Raw genomic sequence first — 23,779 nt, 5'->3', positions numbered from 1 at the left:
GCCGCGCGACACTGGTTTCGACGGCCGGATTGAACGCGCGTTACGCCTTCGACAACGCCTTCAGTGCGAGCTTGATGCCTTCGGATACACCGGTGCCGGCCGGCACGTTCTTGATCGCGGCCAGGCCTTCCTTTTCGGAATAGCCGAGCGCAAGCAGCGCGTTGAGGATGTCGGTTGCGTGGTCGGACGGCGACGCGGCGCCGGCGAGCGCGCCGAGATCGGCGCCGAGCTTGCCCTTCAGTTCGAGCAGCAGGCGTTCGGCCGTCTTCTTGCCGATGCCGGGCAGGCGCGTGAGGCGTGCGGCGTCCTGCATCGTCACGGCCTGCGCGAGTTCCTGCACGCTCATGCCGGACAGCACGGCGAGCGCCATGCGCGCGCCGATGCCGGTGATCTTCAGCAGTTCGCGGAAGGTCGTGCGCTCTTGAGGCGTCAGGAAGCCGTACAGCAGGTGCGCGTCCTCGCGGACGATCTGCTGCGTGAGCAGCACGACGCGCTCGCCCGTTTGCGGCAGGTTGTAGAAGGTGCTCATCGGCACGTCGATTTCGTAGCCGACGCCGTTGCAGTCGACGAGCAGGTGAGGCGGGTTCTTTTCGAGCAGGATGCCGGCGATGCGACCGATCATGGAGGGCGGGATGCGAGGAATAAAGCGCGAGTGTAGCGCACGTGCGGCGCAATGCCGACGGGATCGGCCGTCAGGCCGGGGCAACGGGTGTCGTGGGTGTGCCGCGTCCGGTCGAAACGGTCGACACGGTCGATCCGGCGAACCGCACGCCGGCACGCGCGATGTCAGCCGACCAGCCGCCCGCGCCGTACGCGCAGCCCTTTCTTCGCGAGCGCCGGCGCGAGGCCGCCGAGCGTGCTGAGCGTGTCGCCGCCGTGCGCGTGGCAGATCGCCATGCCGAGCGCGTCGGCCGCGTCGGAGCCCGGCTGTCCGGAGAGATTGAGCAGCCGCGTGACCATCTCCTGCATCTGCGTCTTGGTCGCGCGGCCGTAGCCGACCACGGCCTGCTTGAGCTGCAGCGCCGTGTATTCGGCGACGGGCAGGCCGCCCGCGACGAGGCCGCAGATCGCGGCGCCGCGCGCCTGGCCGAGCAGCAGCGTCGACTGAGGGTTCACGTTGACGAACACCTTTTCGATCGCGGCCTGATCGGGTGCGTGCTCGCGCACGATGGTCGAGACGCCCTGGAAGATCGTGCCGAGGCGGGTGGCCAGGTCGGCGGTCGGCGTACGGATCACGCCGCTCGCGACATAGGCGAGCCGGTGGCCGCTGACGTCGATGATGCCGAAACCGGTGACGCGCAGGCCGGGGTCGATGCCGAGAATTCGCATGAGTGAGGAGAATGGCGTGATGCAGCGATACTACAACGAATGGTGTGCGGCGCCGGCCGCACGGTTGCGTGCGCCGGCGCAACGCAATAAAAAACCCGGCGGGTGCAATGCCGCCGGGTTCCCGTGCAGCGGCCGCGCGGGCCGCAGGCCGCGATCAGTGACGGAAGTGACGCACGCCCGTCAGGATCATCGCGATGCCGTGCTCGTCGGCTGCGGCGATCACTTCGTCGTCGCGCATCGAGCCGCCCGGCTGGATCACGCAGGTCGCGCCGGCCGCCACGACGACGTCGAGGCCGTCGCGGAACGGGAAGAACGCATCCGACGCGACAGCCGAACCGGCCAGCGTCAGGCCCGCGTTCTGCGCCTTGATGCTTGCGATGCGCGCGGAATCGACGCGGCTCATCTGGCCGGCGCCGACGCCGAGCGTCATGCCGTTGCCGCAGAACACGATCGCGTTCGACTTCACGTATTTCGCGACGCGCCACGCGAACAGCAGGTCGTCCATTTCCTTCGCGGTCGGCTGGCGCTTCGTGACGACGCGCAGCTCGCTCGGCTGCACGTTCTTCGAATCGAGCGACTGCACGAGCAGGCCGCCGCCCACGCGCTTCAGGTCGAATGCGTTATGGCCGTCGCCCAGCGCGATCTCGAGCAGGCGCACGTTCTGCTTCGCGGCGAACACCTGCTTCGCGGCGTCGGAGAACGACGGGGCGATCAGCACTTCGACGAACTGCTTCGCGACGGCCTGGGCAGCCGCTTCGTCGACTTCGCGGTTGAACGCGATGATGCCGCCGAAGGCCGACGTCGGATCCGTCTGGAACGCCTTCGCGTACGCGTCGGCCGAATCGTTGCCAACTGCAACGCCGCACGGGTTCGCATGCTTGATGATCACGCAGGCCGGTGCGTCGAACGTCTTCACGCATTCCCACGCCGCGTCGGAATCCGCGATGTTGTTGTACGACAGTTCCTTGCCTTGCAGCTGGCGGTAGTTCGCCAGCGCGCCGGCCGGCGTCGCGAGGTCGCGGTAGAACGCCGCGCTCTGGTGCGGGTTCTCGCCGTAGCGCAGGTCCTGCACCTTGTCGAACGCCAGGTTCAGCGTGGCCGGGTACGTGCTGCGCGAAGCGTGCTTCAGCTCGTCGGTCAGGCTCGTCAGGTAGTTCGTGATCGCGCCGTCATATTGCGCGGTGTGCGCGAACACCTTCGTCGCGAGGCGGAAGTTGGTCGCGTAGCCCACCGCATTGCCGTTCGCCTTCATTTCATCGAGCACGACCGCGTAGTCGGCCGGATCGACGACGACCGTCACGTCGCGGTGGTTCTTCGCGGCCGAGCGCAGCATCGTCGGGCCGCCGATGTCGATGTTCTCGATCGCGTCGGCGAGCGTGCAGTCGTCCTTCGCGATCGTCGCGACGAACGGATACAGGTTCACGACGAGCAGGTCGATCGTCGGGATGCCGTGCTGTTCCAGCGCCTGCATGTGCTCGGGCAGGTCGCGGCGGGCGAGGATGCCGCCGTGCACCTTCGGGTGGAGCGTCTTCACGCGCCCATCGAGCATCTCCGGGAAGCCCGTGTAATCGGCCACTTCGGTCACGGGCAGGCCGGCGTCGGCGAGGAGTTTCGCGGTGCCGCCCGTCGACAGCAGCTTGACGCCGAGGTCGGACAGCGACTTCGCGAAGTCGACAATGCCGGTCTTGTCGGAAACGGAAATGAGCGCTTGCTTGATCATGATGGAACCACCAATAGCCAGGGAAACGGGGACGGGACGGCTGCCTACAGCAGGCCGTGCTGCTGCAGCTTCTTGCGCAGCGTATTGCGATTGATGCCGAGGTACTCCGCGGCGAGCGACTGGTTGCCGCCTGCCTGTACGAGCACGACCTCGAGCATCGGCTTTTCGACGCAGGACATCACCATTTCATAGACGTCGTGCGGATTGGAGCCGTCTAGATCCCGGAAATACACGTCCAGGCTCTCGCGGACACATTGTTCGATGTTGTGCTTGCTCATGCTGCTAACTGGTTATGGTCGTCCGACTCGCCCTGGCCGTTTTCCTCTTCGTCGTCGACGTAGACGAGGTGGTCCGACAGCGCCTTTTGCGCCTCGAAGAATGCATTGACGGCGGCGAGCTGCTCGCGGGTGGAATCGAGCGTGTTCATCCTGTGCCGGAACCCGTTGGCACCGGAAAGGCCGCGAGTGTACCAGCCGATGTGCTTGCGCGCAGTACGGACTCCCGTGAATTCACCATAGAACGCGTAGTGGTCTTCCAGGTGTTCGTTCATCACGTGCTGGATCTCGTCGATCCGCGGCGGGGGCAGCAGCTCGCCGGTTTGCAGGAAATGATCGATTTCGCGGAACAACCATGGCCGACCTTGCGCAGCGCGACCGATCATCAGGGCATCGGCGCCGGTCGCGTCGAGCACGGCCTTCGCCTTCGCGGGCGACGTGATGTCGCCGTTCGCGACCACCGGAATCCGCACCGCCGCCTTCACGGCCGCGATGGTGTCGTATTCGGCGTCGCCGCGGTACAGGTCGGCGCGCGTGCGGCCGTGCACGGTGAGCATCGAAATGCCGGCGGCTTCGGCCAGGCGCGCGACCGTGATCGCGTTCTTGTGCTCGCGATCCCAGCCCGTGCGGATCTTCAGCGTGACGGGCACCGCATCGGGCCCCGTGCCGACCGCCGCGACGACCGCCTCGACGATGCGCTGCACGAGCGGCTCGTTCTGCAGCAGCGCGGAGCCGGCCGCGACGTTGCAGACCTTTTTCGCCGGGCAGCCCATGTTGATGTCGATGATCTGCGCGCCGTTGTCGACGTTGTAGCGGGCCGCTTCGGCCATCATCGCCGGATCGGCGCCCGCGATCTGGACCGCGATCGGCTCCACTTCGCCTTCGTGGTTCGCGCGCCGCATCGTCTTCGCGCTTTTCCACAGCTGCGCGTTGGACGCGACCATCTCGGACACGGCGTAACCGGCCCCCATCCGCTTGCAGAGCTGGCGGAACGGACGATCCGTCACGCCGGCCATCGGGGCGACGAACAGGTTGTTACGCAATACGTGAGAGCCGATAACGGGCATCGCAATGGCACCGCCCGCGGCGGGCGCGGGCATGAAAAGGGCAGACGGAAACGCGCATTTTACCGTATTCCCATGCCCCGCCGATTTGACCCGGTTTGAGTGGCGCGACTGTGCGCGCCGCGCGTCAGTTGCGCTGGCCGAACATCATCTGGCGCGCGATCACCTTCTTGAGCGGCGGCACGAACTCGAGTGCGGTCAGCGCGGCACCGCGCAGCAGCGGGAGCGGGCCCGAGTCGATCGTGAACAGGCGTGCCAGCGTGTCTGTCGCGCCGATCGTGAAGCGCCGGTCGAGTGCGCGGCGCGCGTTGAAGGTGGCGAGCGCGGTCGCTTCGAAGCCTTGCGTGGACAGCGTGTCGACGAGCGTATGCGCATCGCGCAGCCCGAGGTTGAGCCCCTGGCCCGCGACGGGGTGCAGGGTTTGCGCGGCATTGCCGATGATCGCGACGCGGCCGTTGACGAGCGTCTGCGCGGCGTTCAGGCCGAGCGGGAAAGACGCGCGGCCCGCGATCGCGACGAAGTCGCCCATGCGCTCGCCGAACGCGCTGCCGAGCTCGCGCAGGAATGCGTCGTCGGGCAGCGCGGCGCGGCGCGCCGCTTCGTCGGGCGTGCAGCACCACACGAGCGAATACTCCGCCTGGCGCGGGCCGCCAAGCGGCAGCAGCGCGAGCGGGCCTTCGTGCGTGAAGCGTTCCCACGCGACGTTCGGGCGCGGCGCCGATACCGTGACCGTGCCGACGATCGCGGTCTGGCCGTAGTCGCGGCGATGCTTGCCGGTATCGGCCCGCTGTTCGTGGAACAGCCCGCCTTCGGCATTGATGACGATGCGTGCGCGCAGCGTGCGCTCGCCTTGCGGGCCATCGAGCGTCAGCGTGACGCCGTCGGCATCCTGCTGCGGCTCGCGCGCGGTGGTCGACGTGAGCCAGTCGACGCGGGTGCCGCGCACGGCGCCGGCGAGTGCCTGCACGAGCGAGCCGAAGCGCACGACATAACCGAGCGCGGCGAGGTCGTGTTCGTCGCGGTCGATCAGCGTGCGGCCGAAATGGCCGCGCTGCGATACGTGGATGTGTTCGATCGGCGTCGCGTCGGCGGGCCACGCGAGCGTGTCGAGCAGCACGCGGCTGCCGTGCGACACGGCGATCGCGCGCGGATCGTTTGCGCTCGCGGCCGGTTCACGCGCATCGATCAGCGCGATCGATGCGTGCTGCGTGGCGCTGCGGCGCGCGAGCCAGCCGGCGAGCGCGAGCCCGACGGGGCCCGCGCCGACGATGGCGAGGTCGTAGTCCGGCGTGGCCGGGGAGGAGGCGGTCGTCATCTTGATTCGTGAAACGGAGGTAACGGTCGGCGGCAGCCGGTCATGCGAGTGCGCGCATCAGCGCTTCGATCTCGTCCGCCGCGACGGGCACGCCGCGCGTGATCAGCTCGCAGCCCTGCTCGCGCACGATCGCGTCGTCCTCGATGCGGATGCCGATGTTCCAGTACTCGGGCGGCACGTCGTCGTCGGCGCGCACATACAGGCCGGGTTCGACCGTCAGCGTCATGCCGGCCTTCAGCGTGCGCCAGGGCAGCGCGCCGTTGCCGTCGCGCTCGGCGAGCCGCTCGCGGTAGTCGCCGCAATCGTGCACGTCCATGCCGATCCAGTGGCCGGTGCGGTGCATGTAGAAGCGCGTGTACGCACGCTCGGCGATCACGTCGTCGACGTTCGAGAAGCGCGTTTTCGGGATGATGCCGGTGTCGAGCAGCCCCTGCGCGAGCACGCGCACGGCGGCGTCGTGCGGTGCTTCGAACGGCACGCCGGCGCGCGTCGCGTCGATCGCGGCCTGCTGGGCGGCGAGCACGATGTCGTACAGCGTGCGTTGCGCGGGCGAGAAGCGCCCGTTGGCCGGAAACGTGCGCGTGATGTCCGACGCGTAGCCGTCGAGTTCGCACGCGGCGTCGATCAGGATCAGGTCGCCGTCCTTCGCGGTTGCGTTGCCGGCCGGGTAGTGCAGCACGCACGCGTTCGCGCCGGCCGCGACGATCGAGCCGTACGCGGGCGACTGCGCACCGTGCTTGCGGAACACATACAGCAGCTCGGCTTCGAGTTCGTATTCGCGGATCCCGGGGCGGCACGCCTGCATCGCGCGGCGGTGCGCGAGCGCGGAGATGTGCGCGGCGCGCATCATGATCGCGAGCTCGTGCTCGTCCTTCACGAGCCGCATGTCGTCGAGGAGCGGCGTGAGGTCGAGCATCGCGTCCGGTGCGGCGACGCCCGTGCGCGCCAGCGCGCGCACCGCGTCGATCCAGCCCGCGAGCCGGCGGTCGAAGTCGGCCGATGCGCCGAACCGGTAGTGCACGGTGCCGGAGTCGGCGAGCAGGCGCGGCATCTCCGTATCGATCACGTCGACCGCGAACGCCGCGTCGAAGCCGAACGCATCGCGCGCGGCTTCGGGCCCGTAATGGAAGCCTTCCCAGATCTCGCGGTCGGCATTCTTGCCGCGGCAGAACAGGATCGACTCCGGCGCGCCGTGCGGCGCGGCCGCGTTCAGCACGAGCACGGCATCCGGCTCGGTGAAGCCCGTCAGGTAATGGAAGTAGCTGTCGTACCGGTACGGGTAGGCCGTATCGCGGTTGCGCAGCAGTTCCGGCGCGGTGGGGACGATGGCGACGCCGCCGCCGGCGGCACGCAGTGCGGCAAGCACGCGTTCACGGCGCTGGCGGTAGACGTCGACGGCGATGGCGGTATCGAGGGGCGCGTTCATTCGTGCGATTGTAGCGCCGCGTGACGCCGCGCGTGAGAGAGGGGGCGGGAAGCCGCGCCGGGCGGTCCGCGTGACGGTTGTTGCAAACCATCCACAGGCCGGTCGGGCGATTTTCTGTCGCGCGACGCCGGCCGGTTATGATCGGCGACAACGTATACTCTCGGCGGTTCCCTTAAAAAGGCAGATGATGAAATTAATCGGTTCGCTCAGCAGCCCGTACGTCCGCAAGGCGCGGATCGTGCTGGCTGAAAAGAAGATCGACTACAAGCTGGAGCTCGAGAACGTGTGGGCGCCGGAGACGGATATTCATGCTTCGAATCCGCTCGGCAAGGTCCCGTGCCTCGTGATGGAGGATGGTGCCGCGGTGTTCGATTCCCGCGTGATCTGCGAATACGTCGACACGCTGTCGCCGGTCGGCAAGCTGATTCCGCCGTCGGGGCGCGAGCGCGTCGAAGTGCGCTGCTGGGAAGCGCTGGGCGACGGCGTGCTCGACGCGGCCGTGGCGATTCGCCTCGAATACACGCAGCGGGACGAAGCGCAGCGCAGCGCGAGCTGGATCGCGCGCCAGCAGCGCAAGATCGACGACGCGCTCGTCGCGATGTCGCAAGGGCTCGGCGGCAAGACGTGGTGCGTCGGTAATCATTACACGCTCGCCGACATCGCACTCGGCTGCGCGCTCGGCTATCTCGACTTCCGGATGCCCGAGCTCAACTGGCGCGACCGCCACCCGAACCTCGACAAGCACTTCGTGAAGCTGCTGCAGCGCCAGTCGTTCGCCGACACGCTGCCGCAGAACTGAGCCGCACGCGACGCGTACACGCATTCACGCATTCGGCAGACAAAAGAAAAGCGCCCCGCGGGGCGCTTTTCTTTTTGCCGGGCCGCCCTCGCGGCGGGGGCGCTCGCATGCATCATTCGATCGACGCGTAGACGGCCTCGCCGAGCGTGAACGAATCGCTGCGCGAAATCGGCCACCACTTGTCGTACAGCGTAAAGCCGCAGGTGTTGCCGTCGAGCAGCGCGCCGGGCTTCAGGTACTTCAGCAGCTGCGACATCAGCCGGACCTCGTGCGGCGCGATGCGCTGCACGATGTGATGCGCGCGCAGCTCCGACGGATGCGCGAGGCCGGCCGCCTGCACGAGCTCCTGCAGCGCGTGCAGCGTGTTGCGGTGGAAGTTGTACACGCGGTCGGCCTTGTCGGGCACGACGAGCGCGCGCTGACGCACCGGGTCCTGCGTCGCGACGCCGGTCGGGCAGCGGCCCGTATGGCAGGTCTGCGCCTGGATGCAGCCGACCGCGAACATGAAGCCGCGCGCCGAGTTCACCCAGTCCGCGCCGATCGCGAGCGTGCGGGCGACGTCGAACGCCGTGATGATCTTGCCGCTCGCGCCGATCTTCACGCGGTCGCGCACGCCGATCCCGACGAGCGTGTTGTGCACGAGCAGCAGCCCTTCCTGCAGCGGCACGCCGACGTGGTCGGTGAATTCGAGCGGCGCCGCGCCCGTGCCGCCTTCCGCGCCGTCGACGACGATGAAGTCCGGCACGATGCCGGTCTCGAGCATCGCCTTCGCGATCCCGAAGAATTCCCACGGATGGCCGACGCACAGCTTGAAGCCGGTCGGCTTGCCGCCCGACAGCGTGCGCAGCCGTTCGACGAATTCGAGCAGCCCGCGCGGGGTCGAGAATTCCGAGTGCGTCGCGGGCGAGATGCAGTCCTTGCCCATCGGCACGCCGCGCGTCTCGGCGATCTCCGGCGTGATCTTCGCGGCCGGCAGCACGCCGCCGTGGCCGGGCTTCGCGCCCTGCGACAGCTTGACCTCGATCATCTTGACTTGCGGATCGGCGGCCTGCTTCGCGAACTTGTCGGGGTTGAAGGTGCCGTCGTCGTTGCGGCAGCCGAAGTAGCCGGACGCGATTTCCCAGATGATGTCGCCGCCGTTCTCGCGGTGGTACTTCGACAGCGAGCCTTCGCCCGTGTCGTGCGCGAACCCGCCTTTCTTCGCGCCGAGGTTCAGCGAGCGGATCGCATTCGCGGACAGCGAGCCGAAGCTCATCGCCGAGATGTTGAAGATCGAAATGTCGTACGGTTGCGCGCGATTCGCGCCGACGCGGACACGGAAATCGTGGTTCGGCAGCTTCGTCGGCGCGAGCGAGTGGCTGATCCATTCGTGCGCGACGGCTTTCACGTTCAGCTCGGTGCCGTACGGGCGGTTGTCGGCGACGTTCTTCGCGCGCTGGTAGACGAGGCTGCGCTGCGCGCGCGAGAACGGTTTCTCGTCGGTGTCGTCCTCGACGAAATACTGGCGGATTTCAGGTCGGATGAATTCGAACAGGAAGCGGAAGTGGCCCCAGAGCGGGTAGTTGCGCAGGATCGCGTGGCGGTCCTGCTTCAGGTCGTACAGGCCGAGCGCGACGAGGGCGGCGGGAATCAGGATCCACAGCCACGCGATCGCGTGCCGCGCGGCGAGTGCCGCGACGGCCACGAACAGCAGGACCGCGCACCACATCGCGAGATAGCGTCGGGAAAACATGGGGACTCCGTCGTAATTATCTGGATGGCCATCGCTCGCGAGCGGTCGCGCGGCGGCCGGCAGGTCGGCGCCCTCGGCGTCGCGCCGGGCCGGCGGGCAGGGTGCCCGAGCCGTGCCTGGCCGCCGCCGGCGCCCACGATGGTCGAGAGTCTACTACGGGTCCCGTGAAGCTCGCGTTGCCGAGCCGGCCCGCCGCGTCAGGTGAGCGCGTGACGGATGAACGGGCCGTATGCGGGCGCGTCGGGCTTCAGCCTGACGCCGGCTTCGAAGTCCGTGTCGCGGTTGAACGGCACCCGCGGCCACGTGTGCCAGGCGCGCAGTCGCGCGCGGTAGTCCGCGAGCGCTTGCGCGAGGCGCGCGTCGCGGTGCCGCGCGGCGTCGCCGGCCGGATCGCTGCGAACCTCGTGGATCAGGTGCGGTTCGAGCACGTCGAAGCCGACGTAGCGCAGCGCGTGCATGAGCGGCCACAGCAGCAGGCGCGTGTCGCCCTCGCGGCCGTCGGGCGCGCAGGCGGCGGCCGACGATCCGGTCGTCACGCTCAGCAGCGCGCGGCGCCCGTGCAACACGCCGCTGTCATGGCGCCGGCGGCTGCTGTAGAGGCCGCCGTAGACGAACACGCGATCCATCCAGCCCTTCAGGATCGCCGGCGCGCCGAACCACCACAGCGGGAACTGCAGGATCAGCGCGTCGGCCTGTTGCAGCAGCCCGACGTGATACCCGACCTCCGGCGCGAGCGTGCCGCGCTCCCAGTGGTGGCGTTGCTCGCGTTGCGCGTCGAAGCGTGCCGTGTCGAGCCGATCGGCGTAATGGCGCGGCGCCTCGCTCGGGTCGAACCCGTCGGCGTACAGGTCCGCGACGGTCGCGGTATGGCCGGCGGCGCGCCACGTATCGGCCGCCGCATGGGAGAGGGCCGCGTTGAACGACTGCGGTTCGGGATGGGCGACGACGATCAGCGCATGCATGGCGGGCTCCGTGAGTATGCGACGATGATGGCCGGCGGCAGCGGGGCCGCGCAATCACGCACCCGGAGGTAACCATGGCTTTTCCCGGCGACGTCTATGCGGCGGACTGTTCGGCGCGCGACGCGCTCGCGCTGATCGCCGGCAAATGGACGCTGCTGATCCTGCCGGCGCTGGCCGAGCGGTCGCTGCGCAACGGCGAGCTGCTGCGGCGCATCGGCGGCATCTCGCAGAAGGTGCTCACGCAGACGCTGCGCGAGCTGGAGCGCAACGGGCTGATCGAACGGATCGCGATCGCCGCGCGGCGATCGCATGTCGAATACCGGCTGACGCCGGTGGCGGAATCGCTGGTGGACACGCTCGTGGCGCTCGATCGCTGGGCCGAGCGTCATTTCCCGGTGCTCGACGCGGCGCGCGAGCGCTACGACGCGGCCGTGCAGCACATGCGCTGAACAGGCGGGCGGGGCCGCGGGCGCGGCCGCTTTCGGGCGGCGCCTGCGGCGCGTCAGCGTGCGGCCGCGAGTGCCGGCGCGTCGAGCGCCTGCCGGTCGCTGGTTGCCGCGCTTTCGATGATGCCGCCGCCGAGACAGATCTCGCCGTCGTACAGCACGGCCGACTGGCCGGGCGTGACGGCCCACTGCGCGTCGTCAAATGCGAGCGAGAAGCGTGCTTCGCCTGCCGGGCCGGGCACGGCGGCGCCGAAGGCGCATGCCGCGTCGGCCTGCCGGTAGCGCGTCTTCGCGCCGCACGCGAAGCCCTCGGCCGGCGGCTCGCCGGCGACCCAGCTCACGTTGCCGGCAACGAGTTCGCGCGACAGCAGCCACGGATGATCGTGGCCCTGCACGACGTACAGCGTGTTCGACGCGATGTCCTTCGCGGCGACGAACCACGGTTCGCCGCTGCCGCTCTTGCTGCCGCCCAGGCCGATGCCCTTGCGCTGGCCGAACGTGTAGAACGCGAGGCCGATATGCTCGCCGACGACCTTGCCGTCCGGCGTCTTCATCGGGCCGGGTTTGGTCGGCAGATAGCGGTTCAGGAAATCGCGGAACGGCCGTTCGCCGATGAAGCAGATGCCGGTCGAATCCTTCTTCTTCGCGTTCGGCAGCCCGATCTGCGCGGCGATCTCGCGCACCTTCGTCTTCGGGATCTCGCCGAGCGGGAACATCGTCTTCGACAGTTGCGCCTGGTTCAGCCGGTGCAGGAAGTACGACTGGTCTTTCGTATGGTCGAAGGCCTTCAGCAGCTCGAAACGCCCGTCGCGCTCGCGCACGCGCGCATAGTGGCCCGTCGCGATCATTTCCGCGTCGAGCGACATCGCGTGATCGAGGAACGCCTTGAACTTGATTTCGGCGTTGCACAGCACGTCGGGGTTCGGCGTGCGGCCGGCCGAGTATTCGCGCAGGAACTCGGCGAACACGCGATCCTTGTATTCCGCCGCGAAGTTGACGGCTTCCACGTCGATGCCGATCAGGTCGGCCACCGACACGACGTCGATCCAGTCCTGGCGCGTCGAGCAGTATTCGCCGTCGTCGTCGTCTTCCCAGTTCTTCATGAACAGGCCGACCACGTCGTAACCCTGTTCCTTCAGCAGCCACGCGGTCACCGACGAATCGACGCCGCCCGACATGCCCACCACTACACGGCGCTTGCTCATTTGTTGACCGCCTGACGTTCGAATGCTTCGGGGCGCGGCGCGACCGAATGCGTATGCACGAAATCGAGCGGAATGCGCCGCCCGGCGAGGTAATCGTCGACGCAGCGCATCACCGCGGGCGAGCGATGGCGCTCGCTGCACGCGCGCAGTTCGTCGGCGGTCATCCACAGCGTGCGGACGATGCCGTCGTCGAGCGCGTGGCCCGCGACCGGCTCGCCGGCCGTGCCGCAGAACGTGAAGCGCAGGTAGGTCGCGCCGGCGGTGCCGGGACGGTCGTAGTGCGCCAGATAGACGCCGACGAGCGCGTCGGGCGTGAACGGGTGCGCGGTTTCCTCGAGCGTCTCTCGGATCACGGCGTCGGCCAGCGTTTCGCCGGCTTCGAGATGGCCTGCCGGCTGGTTGATGCGCAGGCCCGACGAGGTTTCTTCCTCGATCACGAGAAAGCGGCCGGCATGCTCGACGAGCGCCGCGACCGTCACATGCGGGGTCCAGATTTCGGGTTTCATGGTTCGGCATTTTACCGGTTGCGCCCGAACGCTGCCCGGCGTTCGGTCAGACGAATCCGACCCTCGTAATCGTCCGTCGCGCCGGTGCGCGGTCACGCCGGCCAGGCTGACGCGTCGATCTCGCGCGATCGCGCGCAAAGGCGGGTGCGACCGCCGCTTTCGCCTAAAGTGAAACGTGAGTGCCGTCGCTCGCGAGCCGGTAGTCCGGCTGCCCGGCTCGTTGCGCGGTGGAAATCGCCGGAAACGACCTGCCGGCGATGACTGGAGGGACTGACGATGCATATTGGCGTGCCTGCCGAAACGCGGGCGAACGAGGCGCGGGTGGCCGCGACGCCGGAAACCGTGAAGAAATACGCGGCGGCCGGGCATCGGGTCAGTATCGCGAGAGGGGCCGGCCTCGCGGCCAGTTATCCCGACGCAGCCTATGCGGCCGCCGGTGCCGAACTGACCGGCCAGTCGGCCGCGTTCGACGTCGACATCGTGCTGAAGGTCCAGGCCCCCACCGACGCCGAGCTGCCGTCGCTCAAGCGCGGCGCCGTGCTGGTCGGCATGCTCGATCCGTTCAACGGCGAGCAGGCGGCGAAGCTCGCCGCGGCCGGCGTGACGGGCTTCGCGCTCGAAGCCGCGCCGCGCACGACGCGCGCGCAGGGGCTCGACGTGCTGTCGTCGCAGGCGAACATCGCGGGCTACAAGGCCGTGCTGGTCGCCGCGGCGCTGTATCCGCGCTTCTTTCCGATGCTGATGACGGCCGCGGGCACGGTGAAGGCCGCGCGCGTGCTGATCCTCGGCGCGGGCGTCGCGGGCCTGCAGGCGATCGCGACCGCGAAGCGCCTCGGCGCGGTGATCGAGGCGTCCGACGTGCGGCCGGCCGTGAAGGAGCAGATCGAGTCGCTCGGCGCGAAATTCCTCGACGTCCCGTTCGAAACCGACGAGGAGCGCGACGCTGCGCAGGGTGTGGGCGGCTACGCGCGCCCGATGCCGCCGTCGTGGCTCGGCCGCCAGGCCGCGCTCGTGCACGAGCGCGCGAAGCAGGCCGACATCGTGATCACCACCGCGCTGATTCCCGGGCGCCCGGCGCCGACCTTGATCTCGGTCGAAACCGTGCAGTCGATGAAGCCGGGCTCGGTGCTCGTCGATCTCGCGGCCGGCCGCGGCCCGGAATTCGACGGCCGCAAGAGCGGCAACTGCCCGCTGACGGTCGCCGACCAGGTGATCGCGCACCACGGCGTGACGATCGCCGGCTACACGAATCTCGCGTCGATGGTCGCCTCGGACGCATCGGCGCTGTATGCGCGCAACCTGCTCGACTTCATGAAGCTGATCGTCACGAAGGAGGGCACGCTGAACATCGACCTGACCGACGACATCGTCGCCGCGACGCTCCTGTGCCGCGACGGCGAAGTCACGCGCCGATAACGGAGGAGACCATGGAAGTCGTCAATCACACGGTGATCGACGTGATCATCTTCGTGCTGGCGGTGTACGTCGGCTACCACGTGGTGTGGAACGTCACGCCGGCGCTGCATACGCCGCTGATGGCCGTGACCAACGCGATCTCGGCGATCGTGATCGTCGGCGCGATGCTCGCGGCCGCACTCACCGTCGGCGCGACCGGCAAGGTGTTCGGCACGCTCGCGGTCGCGCTCGCGGCGGTCAACGTGTTCGGCGGCTTCCTCGTGACGAGGCGCATGCTCGAGATGTTCCGCAAGAAGGCGCCCCGGCAGCCCGGGCGCGGCAAGGAGGGCGCGCGATGAGCATGAACGTCGTCACGCTGCTGTACCTCGTCGCATCGGTGTGTTTCATCCAGGCGCTGAAAGGCCTGTCGAACCCGACGAGCGCGCGGCGCGGCAACCTGTTCGGGATGGCCGGGATGGCCGTCGCGATCCTCACGACGATCGCGCTGATCGCCAGGCAGGCGGCCTGGCTCGGCGCGAACCTGCCGCTCGGCCTCGCGCTGGTGCTCGGCGCGCTGATCGTCGGCGGCGGCGTGGGGGCGTTCGTCGCCGCGCGCGTCGAGATGACGAAGATGCCGGAGCTCGTCGCGGCGATGCACTCGCTGATCGGTCTCGCGGCCGTGTGCATCGCGTACGCAGTGGTGTCGGAGCCGGAAGCGTTCGGGCTCGTGCCGCAGGACGCCGTCGCGCCGGACTTCATTCCGTACGGCAATCGCGTCGAGCTGTTCATCGGCACGTTCGTCGGCGCGATCACGTTCTCCGGGTCGGTGATCGCGTTCGGCAAGCTGTCGGGCAAGTACACGTTCCGGCTGTTCCAGGGCGCGCCGGTCGTGTATGCGGGCCAGCACCTGCTCAACCTGATGCTCGCGCTCGGGATGCTCGGCTTCGGCATCCTGTTCTTCATCACGCAGTCGTGGCTGCCGTTCATCATCATGACGGCGATCGCGTTCGCGCTCGGCGTGCTGATCATCATCCCGATCGGCGGCGCGGACATGCCGGTGGTCGTGTCGATGCTGAACTCGTACTCCGGCTGGGCGGCGGCCGGCATCGGCTTCTCGCTGAACAACGCGATGCTGATCATCGCGGGGTCGCTGGTCGGCTCGTCGGGCGCGATCCTGTCGTACATCATGTGCCGCGCGATGAACCGCTCGTTCTTCAACGTGATCCTCGGCGGCTTCGGCGGCGAGGCGGCGGCCGGCGGTGCCGCGGGCGCGAAGGAGCAGCGGCCGGTGAAATCGGGTTCGGCCGACGATGCGGCGTTCATGCTCGGCAACGCGGAAACGGTCGTGATCGTGCCGGGCTACGGGTTGGCCGTCGCCCGTGCGCAGCACGCGCTGAAGGAACTGACCGACAAGCTGGTCGAGAAGGGCATCGACGTGAAGTACGCGATCCATCCGGTCGCGGGGCGGATGCCGGGCCACATGAACGTGCTGCTCGCGGAAGCGGAAGTGCCGTACGAGATCGTGTTCGAGATGGACGACATCAACGGCGAATTCGGCCAGGTCGACGTCGTGCTCGTGCTCGGCGCGAACGACGTGGTGAACCCGGCCGCGAAGAACGACCCGGCATCGCCGATCGCGGGGATGCCGATCATCGAGGCGTACAAGGCGCGCACGGTGATCGTCAACAAGCGGTCGATGGCGGCCGGCTACGCGGGCCTCGACAACGACCTGTTCTACATGGACAAGACGATGATGGTGTTCGGCGATGCGAAGAAGGTCATCGAGGACATGGTGAAGGCGGTCGACTGATGCATGCGCCGGTAACGCAGGCGGCCTGCCCCGATTCACGGGCAGCCTCGAAGGACAGGCCCGACCGGCGCAAGCCGGCCGGGTCGTTTTCATGGTGCGACGAGGTTCGCGATGCACGCGGCGATCGTGTCGCGTACGCGCACGATCGCCGGGTCGCGCTGCGTGCTCGAGCGCCAGCCGATTTCGACCGGGTAATGCGGCAAGTCGACCGGGCAGGCGAGCGCGCGCAACGGTGTGGATCGCGCGATCGCGCGCGCCGCGTGCGAGGGAATCGTCGCCACCGCGTCGGAGCCGGCGAGCAGGTACGGCAACGCGGCGAAATGCGTGGTCGACGCCGCGACGCGCCGCTTGTGGCCGAGCGTGGCCAGCGCCTCGTCGACGATCCCGATCACGCCGCCCGACGACACGAGCAGGTGGTCGCGCTGCAGGAAATCGGCGAGCGTGAGCGTGCGCGGCGGACGTGGGCGGGCGGCCGGGTCGATCAGGCACGCATAACCGCCCGTCGCGACCGCGCGCCGGCTGAGCCCGTTCGCCGAGAAGCCGCCCGATGCGATCGCGAGGTCGACGCCGTGGCGCAGCAGCGCGTCGCCGGCGATGCCGCTGTGCGTCTGCCGGAAGATCAGCCGGATGCCGGCGGCTTCCCGTGCAACGGCGTCGATCAGCGCGCGGCCGAGCGCGATCTCGAAGTCGTCCGACAGCCCGATCGAGATCGTGCGGCCGATGCGGTCGCCGCCGTCGGCCGCGATCGCGAGGCTTTCGCGGCAACGGTCGAGCGCGTCGGACAGGATCGGTTTCAGTTCGTCCGCGCGCGGCGTCGGCGCGAGCCCGCGGCCGGTGCGCACGAACAGCGGATCGGCATAGATCACGCGCAGCCGCGCGAGCGCCGCGCTCACCGCCGACTGCGTGAGGCCGAGCCGCAGCGCCGCGCGGCTCGCGCCGCCTTCCTCGTACAGCGCCTCGAACACTTTCAGCAGGTTCAGGTCGAGGCTGGCGATATCATCCGTATTCATGACACTTATCGTTCTATCGATTTGATCGATGACATCATATCGATAAAGATGGCGTTACCCCATTCACCGGAGACGCCTTCATGTCCACTTCAGTCATCGCCGCGCTGCAGATCGGCGCATCGCCCGACGGCACGCGCGCCACGCTCGACACGATCCTCGGCTACGAAACCGCGATCCGCGACAGCGGCGCGTCGCTCGTCGTGCTGCCCGAGGCCGTGCTCGGCGGCTATCCGAAAGGCGAGATCTTCGGCACGCGGCTCGGCTACCGGCTGCCCGAGGGCCGCGACGCGTATGCGCGCTACGCCGCGCAGGCGATCGACGTGCCGGGGCCGGAAACCGACGAGCTGGCCGCGCTGTCGCAGCGCACGGGCGCGAGCCTCGTGGTCGGCGTGATCGAGCGCGGCGGCAGCACGCTGTATTGCACGGCGCTGTTCTTCGATCCGCGCGACGGGCTCGTCGCGAAGCACCGCAAGCTGATGCCGACCGGCACCGAGCGGCTGATCTGGGGGCAGGGCGACGGCTCGACGCTGCCCGTCGTCGACACGGCCGCGGGCCGCGCGGGTGCTGCGGTCTGCTGGGAGAACCACATGCCGCTGCTGCGCTGCGCGATGTACGCGAAAGGCGTGCAGATCTGGTGCGCGCCGACCGTCGACGAGCGCGACGTGTGGCAGAGCTCGATGCGGCATATCGCGCACGAGGGGCGCTGCTTCGTCGTCAGCGCGTGCCAGGTGCAGCCGTCGCCGCGCGCACTCGGGATCGACGTGCCGGGTTGGGATCCGGAGCGGCCGCTGATCCGCGGCGGCAGCGTGATCGTCGGGCCGCTCGGCGACCTGCTGACGGAGCCGCTGATCGGCACGGCCGGGCTCGTGACCGCGCGTATCGATACCGACGAACTCGTGCGGGCGCGTTACGACTTCGACGTGGTCGGGCATTACGCGCGGCCCGACGTGTTCTCGCTGCACGTCGACGAGCGGCCGAAGCGCACGGTGGTGTTCGGCGCGTAGGGAAAGGCGGGCCGGGCGCCGTGCGGCGGGCGGCCCGGAACAGGAACGGCGGCGGTGCGCCCGCCGCCGTGCCGCGTCAGCGCATCGGCGCTTCCGCGATCCGCATGTAATCGGCGATCCGCCGTCCTTCCATGTCCGGAAACTGCTCGTGCACGACGATGTCGCCCATCCGCGCGATGTCGAAGGTGCGGAAATCGCCGCGCAGCTCGCACCACGCGCCGATCGTCCAGCGCCCGCCCCAGTAGACGAGCCCGAGCGGCCACACGCGGCGTTGCGAATGCGCGCCGAGCCGGTCGCGGTAGTCGAAGCTGACGACGTGGCGCGTATCGATGGCCTGGTGGATCGCATCGACCTTCGCGCAAAACGTCTCGTCGATGTGGAACGACGGTGCGAACACGGGCAGGCGGTCGAGCGCCGTGCGCTTGTCGGCCGGCATCGCCGACGCGATCTTCGCGAGCGCCGAGCGTGCGCCGCTCGCGAAGCGCGCGCCGCCCCAGGTTTCGAGCATGCGTGCGCCGGCGGCGAGCGCCGCGAGCTCCTCGGCCGTGAACGTGAGCGGCGGCAGGCTCGCGTTGCGGTTCAGCCGGTAGCCGATGCCGGCTTCACCTTCGATCGGTACCCCTGACAGTTGCAGGTCGCGCACGTCGCGATAGACCGTGCGCGGCGACACCGACAGCCAGTCGGCCAGCTGCTGCGCGGTCGTGAGACGACGCCCGCGCAGCAGCTCGGCGATCTGGAACAGGCGGTCGGCACGGCGCGTCATGACGGCACCTCGGCTCCAACGGCAATGGGGACTTCGCGATGATAGCGCCGCGCGCGCCCGATGGCCGCTGCGCTCAGTGGCATTTCGGCGCGTGCAGGCCGACGCGGTTGCCTTCGGTGTCGATCAGGTAGCCGACGTAGCCGTAGTTGTTCGGCAGTTCGACGACGGAGCCCTGCACGACGCCGCCCGCGCGCTTCGCGCGTTCGAGCGCCGCGACGACCGATTCGCCGGCGTTCAGGTAGACGAGCACGCCGTTCGCGCTCGGCTTGATCTGCTGCGGATCGAACACGATGCTGCCGCCCGTGCTCGATGCGTCGCGGTCGAACGTGGCCATCGGCACGCCGCCGATGACTTCGCGCTGCAGCGTCGTTTGCAGCACGGTTTCGTAGAAGCGGATCGCCCGGTCGAAATCGAGGGACGGAATGTCGAACCACGCGATTGCGCGCTCGGGGGTGGCAGTGGCAGTGGCGGTGGCAGTTGCAGTTGCGGACGTCATGACGAGTTCCTTGTTGCGTTGTTGTTCGGGTTCGGTGCGGAAACCAGCCTTGCATTGCGCCGGGATTGCAGTGTGATCGCGGTCTGCTGACACCGTATTGTCAGTAGAGGTCGGGAACGATCCGCCGCACCGGCTGGTCGTCACGTGGCGCATGCTCGTCGGGGGAGAGTGGGGAATCGCGCGTGACCTGCGTCGTGAAGCCGACCGTCACGCACGACGGGCTGGTGCCGGGCTCGGAGATGGAAGATGGATCGCGAGATTCGCGGCGAGTGGCCGGTCGTGCCGTCGAGCCGCAAGACGCTGCTCGAGACGGGGCAGGCGCTGCCGTTCACGACGGGGCGCCGGGAGAAGTCGAAGCATTGAAACGGAACGCCGCCGTTGCCGCGGATGCGGTAACGGCGTCGTTCCGGTTGTCGCGCAGGGGCCGTATCGGCGGCCCCGTCGCGACCATGATGCGGATTACGCGTCGCCTTCCGGCGTGGCCGGGCGCGCCTTCACGCTGCCGGCGATCAGGTCGAAGCGGAACAGCCGGCATTCGAGCGCGCCGTTGAACAGCGGCGTCTTGGCCGATTCGCGCAGCCGCAGCTGGCCCGGCAGCGAACGATCGGACGTCAGCAGGAACGCCTGCCAGCCCGTGAAGCGCTGCTTCAGCGCATCGCCGAGCGCGTTGAAGAACTCGCTGTCCGGTGCGTCGGTGTGGGTGCGGCGGAACGCGTCGTCGTTGCCGCGGTTGCGGCCCGTCTCGCGCACCTCGCCGCGCGCGCTGCGGCCGCGCACCTCGATCCGCTCGCCGTACGGCGGGTTCGCGAGGATGATGCCCGGGCCGTCGCAGGGCGGCGTCATCCCGCGCGCGTCGACCTGCTTGAGCCACACCGACGGCACGCCCGCGCGCTCGAGGTTCGCGCGTGCCTTCTCGAGCATGTCGCCGGAGATGTCGCTGCCGTACACGCCGAGCGCTTCGCCGCGTTTGCCGCGCGCCGCACGCTTCGCGTCCAGCGCCGGGACCTTCAGCCCCTGCCATGCGGTGATGTCGTATTGCTTGAGTTTCTCGAAGCCGAACCGGCGCTCGACGCCGGGTGCCACGCCGAGCGCGATCTGCGCGGCTTCCGCGAGGAACGTGCCGCTGCCGCACATCGGGTCGTACAGCGCCGTGCCGGGCGTCCAGCCCGTCAGGCGCAGGATGCCGGCCGCGAGGTTCTCGCGCAGCGGCGCCGCGCCCTTGTCGAGGCGCCAGCCGCGCTTGAACAGCGGCTCGCCCGACGTGTCGAGGTACAGCGTGCACTCGTTGGCCGTCAGGAACGCGAACACGCGCACGTCGGGCGCACCGGTATCGATGCTCGGGCGCGCGCCGGTCTTCTCGCGCATCCGGTCGCAGATCGCGTCCTTCACGCGCAACGTCGCGAATTCGAGGCTCTTCAGCGGCGACTTGATCGCGGTGATGTCGACGCGCAGCGTCTGCGTCGCCGCGAACCAGCGCTCCCACGGCTGCTCGAGCGCGAGCGCGTAGACGTCCTGCTCGTTGCGGTAGGCGCGGTGCGCGATCTTCAGCAGGACCCGGCTCGCGATCCGCGAATGGAGGTTCGCGGCCATGCCGGCGGCCCAGCCGCCGCTGAAGTGGACGCCGCCCGGCACCTGCGCGCCCGCGGTGAACGGCGCGCCGTTCAGGTGGCGGCCGGCGATTTCGGCCAGCTCGGCGGCGAGCGCCGCTTCGAGGCCGCGCGGGCAGGGGGCGAAGAATTCGTACAGGGTGGGCGAGGACATAAGGCGGGTGAGGACGTGCAAAAGTCCACTATTGTACGCGGCGCGGGCGGCCGGGGCCGGCGTTGCGTCGCGTTTCGGTGCCGCGGCGCGGGCCCGGGCGCCGCGCATGCGTGCCGGGGGCGGCCCGGCGGCGCCCGGGCGGGCACCGCCAGGCCGCCGCGGGCTCAGTGCGAACCCGGCTGGCCGGCGCGGGCGGCCGGGCTGCTGCCCGGCCAGAACAGCGCGAGCGGATTCGACAGCACCGTGCGGACGATCGCGGCGACGAGCGCGCGCACCTTGGTCGGGCGCAGGCTGCGCGAGCGCACGGCCATCGTGAACGCGAGCGCGAAGCTCACGAGCACGTTGAGGATCGCCATGCTGAGCACGCCGGCGCCGGCCCACCACAGCTCGGGGGTGCCCAGCGCGTCCTTGCCCAGCACGCCGAGCGCGATCCCGATCGAACCGGCCGACAGCGTCACGTGCCGCACCTCGAACGGGAACATGAACACGGTGACGATCGCGGGGATGAGACCGAGCATCAGGCCGAGGCCGACGTTCGCGACCACGCCGGCCACGTTCGACCGGCAGAAATGCGCGAGCTTCGCGGCGCCGGCCGCGCCGAGCGTGAGGCGCAGCCGGCGGTTGTACGTGAGCGCGTCGCCGACCCGGTGCAGCACGAACCAGTTGTCGGCCCAGCCCGCAAGCAGGCTCGACGCCCACAGCAGCACGCCGGTCAGCGCCGCGTAGAGCGGCGTCGGGCCGAGCAGCGAGAACGAGTGCAGCGTCGCGTGCGCCTTCTCCGGCGAGATCAGGTTCGCATGCAGCAGGTTGCTGGCGAACAGCTGCACCAGCAGGCACACGGGCAGCACGACGAGCACGTTGCCCGAAATCGCGGCGGCCTGCGTGCGGATCAGCGCGATCACCGATGCCACGAACGCCTTCACGCCTTCGTCGTGACCCGTGTCGTCCAGCTCGCGCGCGAGCGTCGGCGCGGTCATCGCAGGCTGCTTGGTCGCGAGCGTGAAGTGCAGGAAGTGCATCAGCATGAAGCTGGCCGCGTAGTTGACGCCCGCGAGCAGCCCTTCGAGCATCGACTGCAGGTGCGCGCCCGTGATCGCGAACTTCACGCACACCGTCACGACGGTGACGAGGCCGCCGCCCGCGGCCATCCGCAGCATCTTCAGGTACTCGGCGCGGCCGCGCGAGATGTAGTGCTCGCCGGTGTCCGCGTTGGTTTCGACGAGCTTGCGCGCGAACAGCGAGAAGTTGCTGCGCACGAGGTGCGACACGCTCTGGCTGTTGTGGTTCGCGTCGACGAGCTCGGCCGTCAGGTGCGCCATCCCGTGCAGGTCGTCGCGCGCCATCCACGCGTTGAGCAGCATCTCGGCGCGCAGGATGCGCATGCGCATCCGCTCGACCTGGAACACGATGTCGACCGACACGCCGTTGCGGTACAGGTGCGAGAACACCTCGTCGACGGCGATCCGGCATTCGTCGAGCAGCACGCGCAGGTAGTTGACCTCGTGCAGCAGCTTGCTCGGGTCGCCGCCGTCCTCGACGGCCGCGTGCGCGGTCTCGACCGCGAGCATCGCGCGCGTGAGGCGGTAGAACGGCTGCGTTTCCAGCGGCTTGCGCGCGTCGTCGTCGGAGAGCCGGCTGCGCACCGTCTGCGACAGGCCGGTCGAGCTGATCTGGCAGGTCAGGTTGTGCAGCGCGGCCAGCAGGTCGCGCGAGAACGAACCCGGCTCGTGGCGCTCTTCGTCGGTGACGTCGAACGAGAACAGGTCGGCGAGGCGCGTGAGGAGATCGTCGGGCAGCGCGTCGATCCATTGCGCGTCTTCCGGCGTCGGGAACATCAGCGTGAAGAGCGCCGACAGCTCGCGGCGGTTCGGCGCCGGCGGGATCAGCGACGAGTCGATCCGCTCGAACAGCGCGCCGAAGAAGCCCGAGTGCACGGGCATGCCGGCGTCGCACAGGAGCGAGATGCCGTCGCACTCGCGCAGGATGCCGCGCAGGATGCGCGCGGCATGCGCCTTCCATGCGGGGTTGCGATCGAGCACGTGGAACAGGTAGCGCAAGCGCGCGTGGGCCGGGTACGCGCGCGCATCGGCGTCGCGATCGGCCGGCGCGTCCTGCATCGTGCCGGTGCGGCGCAGCCAGTGCGCGAGCTCGATCAGCCATTCGCTGCGCTCGGCGTACGACGCATCGGCGTCGGCGTGCGCGAGCAGCGCATCGAGCTGGTGAGCGGCATTGCGCGACGCGCGCCACTTCTTGATCAGGGTCGTCAGGGAACGAAACATAAACGGAATAGCGAAAGCCCTCGGCGGGCGGGTTCGGGATGCCGGCCGGGAAACGGCGCGGCGCCGGGGAGAACGGGTGAGACGGGGCAGGTTGCCGGACGATGCGAGGCGACCCGCGATGCGGCTGCCCCGCTGCGGTGCACGGTGCGGGCGCCGCTGGCTGGCGCGCACGACGAGCGGCGCGGGCCTGAAAGTGCGTAGGATCGTCAATCGGGCCGGAAAACGCAAGCCGACCGCGTTGCACGAAGCCGGTTCCGGCCGACTTTGACAAACAATGTCATGGCCGTCCGGCCGGGAGCGCGACGCGGGGCCGGGGCCGGCCGCGGCAGCGCATCGCCGACGGCGGCCGGCGGTCGCTATCGGACGCGCCGCGCTGGACGAAGCCGCGCAGGCGCGTACGCCGTCGAGCGTTCGCCTGCGCGCCGCACGCTTACGCGCCGGACTTGCCCGTCGCGCCGGCGTCGCCGCCCGGCGCCGGATTG

22 protein-coding genes are annotated in these 23,779 nt (G+C 69.1%); 6 read left to right on the top strand and 16 right to left on the bottom strand.

All coding sequences use genetic code 11. The annotated features are described in order from the left end of the window. Nucleotides 1–40 precede the first annotated feature (40 nt). The 7 genes from ruvA to E9536_RS32410 form a co-directional block, all read right to left on the bottom strand. The gene (gene ruvA, locus E9536_RS32440; protein ID WP_021162490.1) at nt 41–622 is read right to left on the bottom strand and encodes a Holliday junction branch migration protein RuvA; all 582 of its coding nucleotides are present in this window, start codon (nt 620–622) and stop codon (nt 41–43) included. Nucleotides 623–786: 164 nt separating this feature from the next. Then, the gene (ruvC, locus tag E9536_RS32435) at nt 787–1,329 is read right to left on the bottom strand and encodes a crossover junction endodeoxyribonuclease RuvC (RefSeq protein WP_021162491.1); all 543 of its coding nucleotides are present in this window, start codon (nt 1,327–1,329) and stop codon (nt 787–789) included. 154 nt (nt 1,330–1,483) lie between these two features. Continuing rightward, nucleotides 1,484–3,049 carry a bifunctional phosphoribosylaminoimidazolecarboxamide formyltransferase/IMP cyclohydrolase gene (gene purH, locus E9536_RS32430; RefSeq protein WP_021162493.1) on the bottom strand — a complete coding sequence of 522 codons (1,566 nt, stop codon included), beginning with the start codon at nt 3,047–3,049 and terminating at the stop codon, nt 1,484–1,486. A 44-nt stretch (nt 3,050–3,093) separates the two neighbouring features. Then, entirely contained in the window at nt 3,094–3,327 is a 234-nt protein-coding gene (locus E9536_RS32425) for a Fis family transcriptional regulator (RefSeq protein ID WP_006476892.1), read from the bottom strand. Then, entirely contained in the window at nt 3,324–4,391 is a 1,068-nt protein-coding gene (gene dusB, locus E9536_RS32420; protein ID WP_042977079.1) for a tRNA dihydrouridine synthase DusB, read from the bottom strand. The genes E9536_RS32425 and dusB overlap by 4 nt, the downstream gene beginning before the upstream one ends. A gap of 124 nt (nt 4,392–4,515) precedes the next feature. After that, complete coding sequence (locus E9536_RS32415) at nt 4,516–5,703, bottom strand: UbiH/UbiF/VisC/COQ6 family ubiquinone biosynthesis hydroxylase (protein WP_136472143.1); 1,188 nt, start codon at nt 5,701–5,703, stop codon at nt 4,516–4,518. Nucleotides 5,704–5,743: 40 nt separating this feature from the next. Next, on the bottom strand, nt 5,744–7,129 hold the full coding sequence (locus E9536_RS32410) for an aminopeptidase P N-terminal domain-containing protein (RefSeq protein ID WP_136472141.1): 1,386 nt from the start codon (nt 7,127–7,129) through the stop codon (nt 5,744–5,746). A gap of 187 nt (nt 7,130–7,316) precedes the next feature. Here E9536_RS32410 and E9536_RS32405 point away from each other — a divergent pair, with 187 nt between their 5' ends. Further along, the gene (locus tag E9536_RS32405; protein WP_027788357.1) at nt 7,317–7,928 is read left to right on the top strand and encodes a glutathione S-transferase N-terminal domain-containing protein; all 612 of its coding nucleotides are present in this window, start codon (nt 7,317–7,319) and stop codon (nt 7,926–7,928) included. A gap of 112 nt (nt 7,929–8,040) precedes the next feature. Here the strand turns inward: E9536_RS32405 and E9536_RS32400 are convergent, their stop codons facing one another. Both E9536_RS32400 and E9536_RS32395 read right to left on the bottom strand, forming a co-directional pair. Further along, the gene (locus tag E9536_RS32400) at nt 8,041–9,660 is read right to left on the bottom strand and encodes an FMN-binding glutamate synthase family protein (RefSeq protein WP_021162498.1); all 1,620 of its coding nucleotides are present in this window, start codon (nt 9,658–9,660) and stop codon (nt 8,041–8,043) included. 197 nt (nt 9,661–9,857) lie between these two features. Next, a complete protein-coding gene (locus E9536_RS32395; RefSeq protein ID WP_059693807.1) occupies nt 9,858–10,622 on the bottom strand; it encodes an NAD(P)H-dependent oxidoreductase in 765 nt (254 codons plus the stop codon). A gap of 74 nt (nt 10,623–10,696) precedes the next feature. On the opposite strand from E9536_RS32395, the gene E9536_RS32390 reads away from it, so the two are divergent. After that, nucleotides 10,697–11,071: a helix-turn-helix domain-containing protein gene (locus E9536_RS32390; protein ID WP_136472139.1), complete on the top strand. Its 375-nt coding sequence runs from the start codon at nt 10,697–10,699 to the stop codon at nt 11,069–11,071. A 53-nt stretch (nt 11,072–11,124) separates the two neighbouring features. Here E9536_RS32390 and mnmA read toward each other — a convergent pair whose 3' ends face one another. Together mnmA and E9536_RS32380 are read right to left on the bottom strand one after the other, a co-directional pair. Further along, nucleotides 11,125–12,273, bottom strand: coding sequence for a tRNA 2-thiouridine(34) synthase MnmA (mnmA, locus tag E9536_RS32385; protein WP_059487115.1), 1,149 nt, complete (start codon nt 12,271–12,273; stop codon nt 11,125–11,127). Continuing rightward, nucleotides 12,270–12,779, bottom strand: coding sequence for an NUDIX hydrolase (locus E9536_RS32380; RefSeq protein WP_021164203.1), 510 nt, complete (start codon nt 12,777–12,779; stop codon nt 12,270–12,272). Before E9536_RS32380 ends, mnmA begins: the two co-directional genes overlap by 4 nt. A 276-nt stretch (nt 12,780–13,055) precedes the next feature. Here E9536_RS32380 and E9536_RS32375 point away from each other — a divergent pair, with 276 nt between their 5' ends. Genes E9536_RS32375 through E9536_RS32365 form a run of 3 tightly spaced genes read left to right on the top strand, consistent with a single transcriptional unit; the run spans nt 13,056 to nt 15,984 of the window. Beyond that, nucleotides 13,056–14,195, top strand: coding sequence for a Re/Si-specific NAD(P)(+) transhydrogenase subunit alpha (locus E9536_RS32375; RefSeq protein ID WP_060349052.1), 1,140 nt, complete (start codon nt 13,056–13,058; stop codon nt 14,193–14,195). An 11-nt stretch (nt 14,196–14,206) separates the two neighbouring features. Then, nucleotides 14,207–14,533 (top strand): NAD(P) transhydrogenase subunit alpha, encoded by a 327-nt coding sequence (locus E9536_RS32370; RefSeq protein ID WP_027788352.1) that lies wholly within the window; start codon nt 14,207–14,209, stop codon nt 14,531–14,533. After that, nucleotides 14,530–15,984 carry an NAD(P)(+) transhydrogenase (Re/Si-specific) subunit beta gene (locus tag E9536_RS32365; RefSeq protein WP_060207123.1) on the top strand — a complete coding sequence of 485 codons (1,455 nt, stop codon included), beginning with the start codon at nt 14,530–14,532 and terminating at the stop codon, nt 15,982–15,984. The genes E9536_RS32370 and E9536_RS32365 overlap by 4 nt, the downstream gene beginning before the upstream one ends. Nucleotides 15,985–16,073: 89 nt before the next feature. On the opposite strand, the gene E9536_RS32360 is transcribed toward E9536_RS32365, so the two are convergent. Continuing rightward, entirely contained in the window at nt 16,074–16,994 is a 921-nt protein-coding gene (locus tag E9536_RS32360) for a LysR family transcriptional regulator (protein ID WP_060193640.1), read from the bottom strand. A gap of 80 nt (nt 16,995–17,074) precedes the next feature. On the opposite strand from E9536_RS32360, the gene E9536_RS32355 reads away from it, so the two are divergent. Next, nucleotides 17,075–17,998 carry a carbon-nitrogen hydrolase family protein gene (locus E9536_RS32355; protein ID WP_059693802.1) on the top strand — a complete coding sequence of 308 codons (924 nt, stop codon included), beginning with the start codon at nt 17,075–17,077 and terminating at the stop codon, nt 17,996–17,998. 76 nt (nt 17,999–18,074) lie between these two features. On the opposite strand, the gene E9536_RS32350 is transcribed toward E9536_RS32355, so the two are convergent. The 4 genes from E9536_RS32350 to E9536_RS32330 all read right to left on the bottom strand — a co-directional run bounded on the left by E9536_RS32350 (nt 18,075) and on the right by E9536_RS32330 (nt 23,297). Next, the gene (locus E9536_RS32350) at nt 18,075–18,761 is read right to left on the bottom strand and encodes a YafY family protein (protein WP_027788348.1); all 687 of its coding nucleotides are present in this window, start codon (nt 18,759–18,761) and stop codon (nt 18,075–18,077) included. 73 nt (nt 18,762–18,834) lie between these two features. Continuing rightward, nucleotides 18,835–19,257, bottom strand: coding sequence for a VOC family protein (locus E9536_RS32345; protein ID WP_136472137.1), 423 nt, complete (start codon nt 19,255–19,257; stop codon nt 18,835–18,837). A gap of 459 nt (nt 19,258–19,716) precedes the next feature. Then, entirely contained in the window at nt 19,717–21,018 is a 1,302-nt protein-coding gene (locus E9536_RS32335) for a class I SAM-dependent RNA methyltransferase (RefSeq protein WP_021164196.1), read from the bottom strand. Nucleotides 21,019–21,182: 164 nt separating this feature from the next. Next, complete coding sequence (locus tag E9536_RS32330; RefSeq protein ID WP_136472135.1) at nt 21,183–23,297, bottom strand: site-specific recombinase; 2,115 nt, start codon at nt 23,295–23,297, stop codon at nt 21,183–21,185. Nucleotides 23,298–23,779: the final 482 nt, after the last annotated feature.

Source organism: Burkholderia sp. LS-044 (assembly GCF_004803625.1).
Classification (GTDB): Bacteria; Pseudomonadota; Gammaproteobacteria; order Burkholderiales; family Burkholderiaceae; genus Burkholderia; species Burkholderia cepacia.
Note: the sequence above shows the minus strand (reverse complement) of the source record. Positions and strands in the feature narration are given on the sequence as shown.

Excerpts from the sequence above, each read along its gene's own strand:
- ruvA (WP_021162490.1), bottom strand. The coding sequence starts at position 622 with ATGATCGGTCGCATCGCCGGCATCCTGCTCGAAAAGAACCCGCCTCAC.
- E9536_RS32425 (WP_006476892.1), bottom strand. The coding sequence starts at position 3,327 with ATGAGCAAGCACAACATCGAACAATGTGTCCGCGAGAGCCTGGACGTG.
- E9536_RS32375 (WP_060349052.1), top strand. The coding sequence starts at position 13,056 with ATGCATATTGGCGTGCCTGCCGAAACGCGGGCGAACGAGGCGCGGGTG.
- E9536_RS32370 (WP_027788352.1), top strand. The coding sequence starts at position 14,207 with ATGGAAGTCGTCAATCACACGGTGATCGACGTGATCATCTTCGTGCTG.
- E9536_RS32395 (WP_059693807.1), bottom strand. The coding sequence starts at position 10,622 with ATGCATGCGCTGATCGTCGTCGCCCATCCCGAACCGCAGTCGTTCAAC.
- E9536_RS32405 (WP_027788357.1), top strand. The coding sequence starts at position 7,317 with ATGAAATTAATCGGTTCGCTCAGCAGCCCGTACGTCCGCAAGGCGCGG.
- E9536_RS32390 (WP_136472139.1), top strand. The coding sequence starts at position 10,697 with ATGGCTTTTCCCGGCGACGTCTATGCGGCGGACTGTTCGGCGCGCGAC.
- E9536_RS32380 (WP_021164203.1), bottom strand. The coding sequence starts at position 12,779 with ATGAAACCCGAAATCTGGACCCCGCATGTGACGGTCGCGGCGCTCGTC.
- E9536_RS32330 (WP_136472135.1), bottom strand. The coding sequence starts at position 23,297 with ATGTTTCGTTCCCTGACGACCCTGATCAAGAAGTGGCGCGCGTCGCGC.
- E9536_RS32415 (WP_136472143.1), bottom strand. The coding sequence starts at position 5,703 with ATGACGACCGCCTCCTCCCCGGCCACGCCGGACTACGACCTCGCCATC.
- E9536_RS32345 (WP_136472137.1), bottom strand. The coding sequence starts at position 19,257 with ATGACGTCCGCAACTGCAACTGCCACCGCCACTGCCACTGCCACCCCC.
- dusB (WP_042977079.1), bottom strand. The coding sequence starts at position 4,391 with ATGCCCGTTATCGGCTCTCACGTATTGCGTAACAACCTGTTCGTCGCC.
- E9536_RS32335 (WP_021164196.1), bottom strand. The coding sequence starts at position 21,018 with ATGTCCTCGCCCACCCTGTACGAATTCTTCGCCCCCTGCCCGCGCGGC.
- E9536_RS32350 (WP_027788348.1), bottom strand. The coding sequence starts at position 18,761 with ATGACGCGCCGTGCCGACCGCCTGTTCCAGATCGCCGAGCTGCTGCGC.
- E9536_RS32365 (WP_060207123.1), top strand. The coding sequence starts at position 14,530 with ATGAGCATGAACGTCGTCACGCTGCTGTACCTCGTCGCATCGGTGTGT.
- purH (WP_021162493.1), bottom strand. The coding sequence starts at position 3,049 with ATGATCAAGCAAGCGCTCATTTCCGTTTCCGACAAGACCGGCATTGTC.
- E9536_RS32400 (WP_021162498.1), bottom strand. The coding sequence starts at position 9,660 with ATGTTTTCCCGACGCTATCTCGCGATGTGGTGCGCGGTCCTGCTGTTC.
- mnmA (WP_059487115.1), bottom strand. The coding sequence starts at position 12,273 with ATGAGCAAGCGCCGTGTAGTGGTGGGCATGTCGGGCGGCGTCGATTCG.
- E9536_RS32355 (WP_059693802.1), top strand. The coding sequence starts at position 17,075 with ATGTCCACTTCAGTCATCGCCGCGCTGCAGATCGGCGCATCGCCCGAC.
- E9536_RS32410 (WP_136472141.1), bottom strand. The coding sequence starts at position 7,129 with ATGAACGCGCCCCTCGATACCGCCATCGCCGTCGACGTCTACCGCCAG.
- E9536_RS32360 (WP_060193640.1), bottom strand. The coding sequence starts at position 16,994 with ATGAATACGGATGATATCGCCAGCCTCGACCTGAACCTGCTGAAAGTG.
- ruvC (WP_021162491.1), bottom strand. The coding sequence starts at position 1,329 with ATGCGAATTCTCGGCATCGACCCCGGCCTGCGCGTCACCGGTTTCGGC.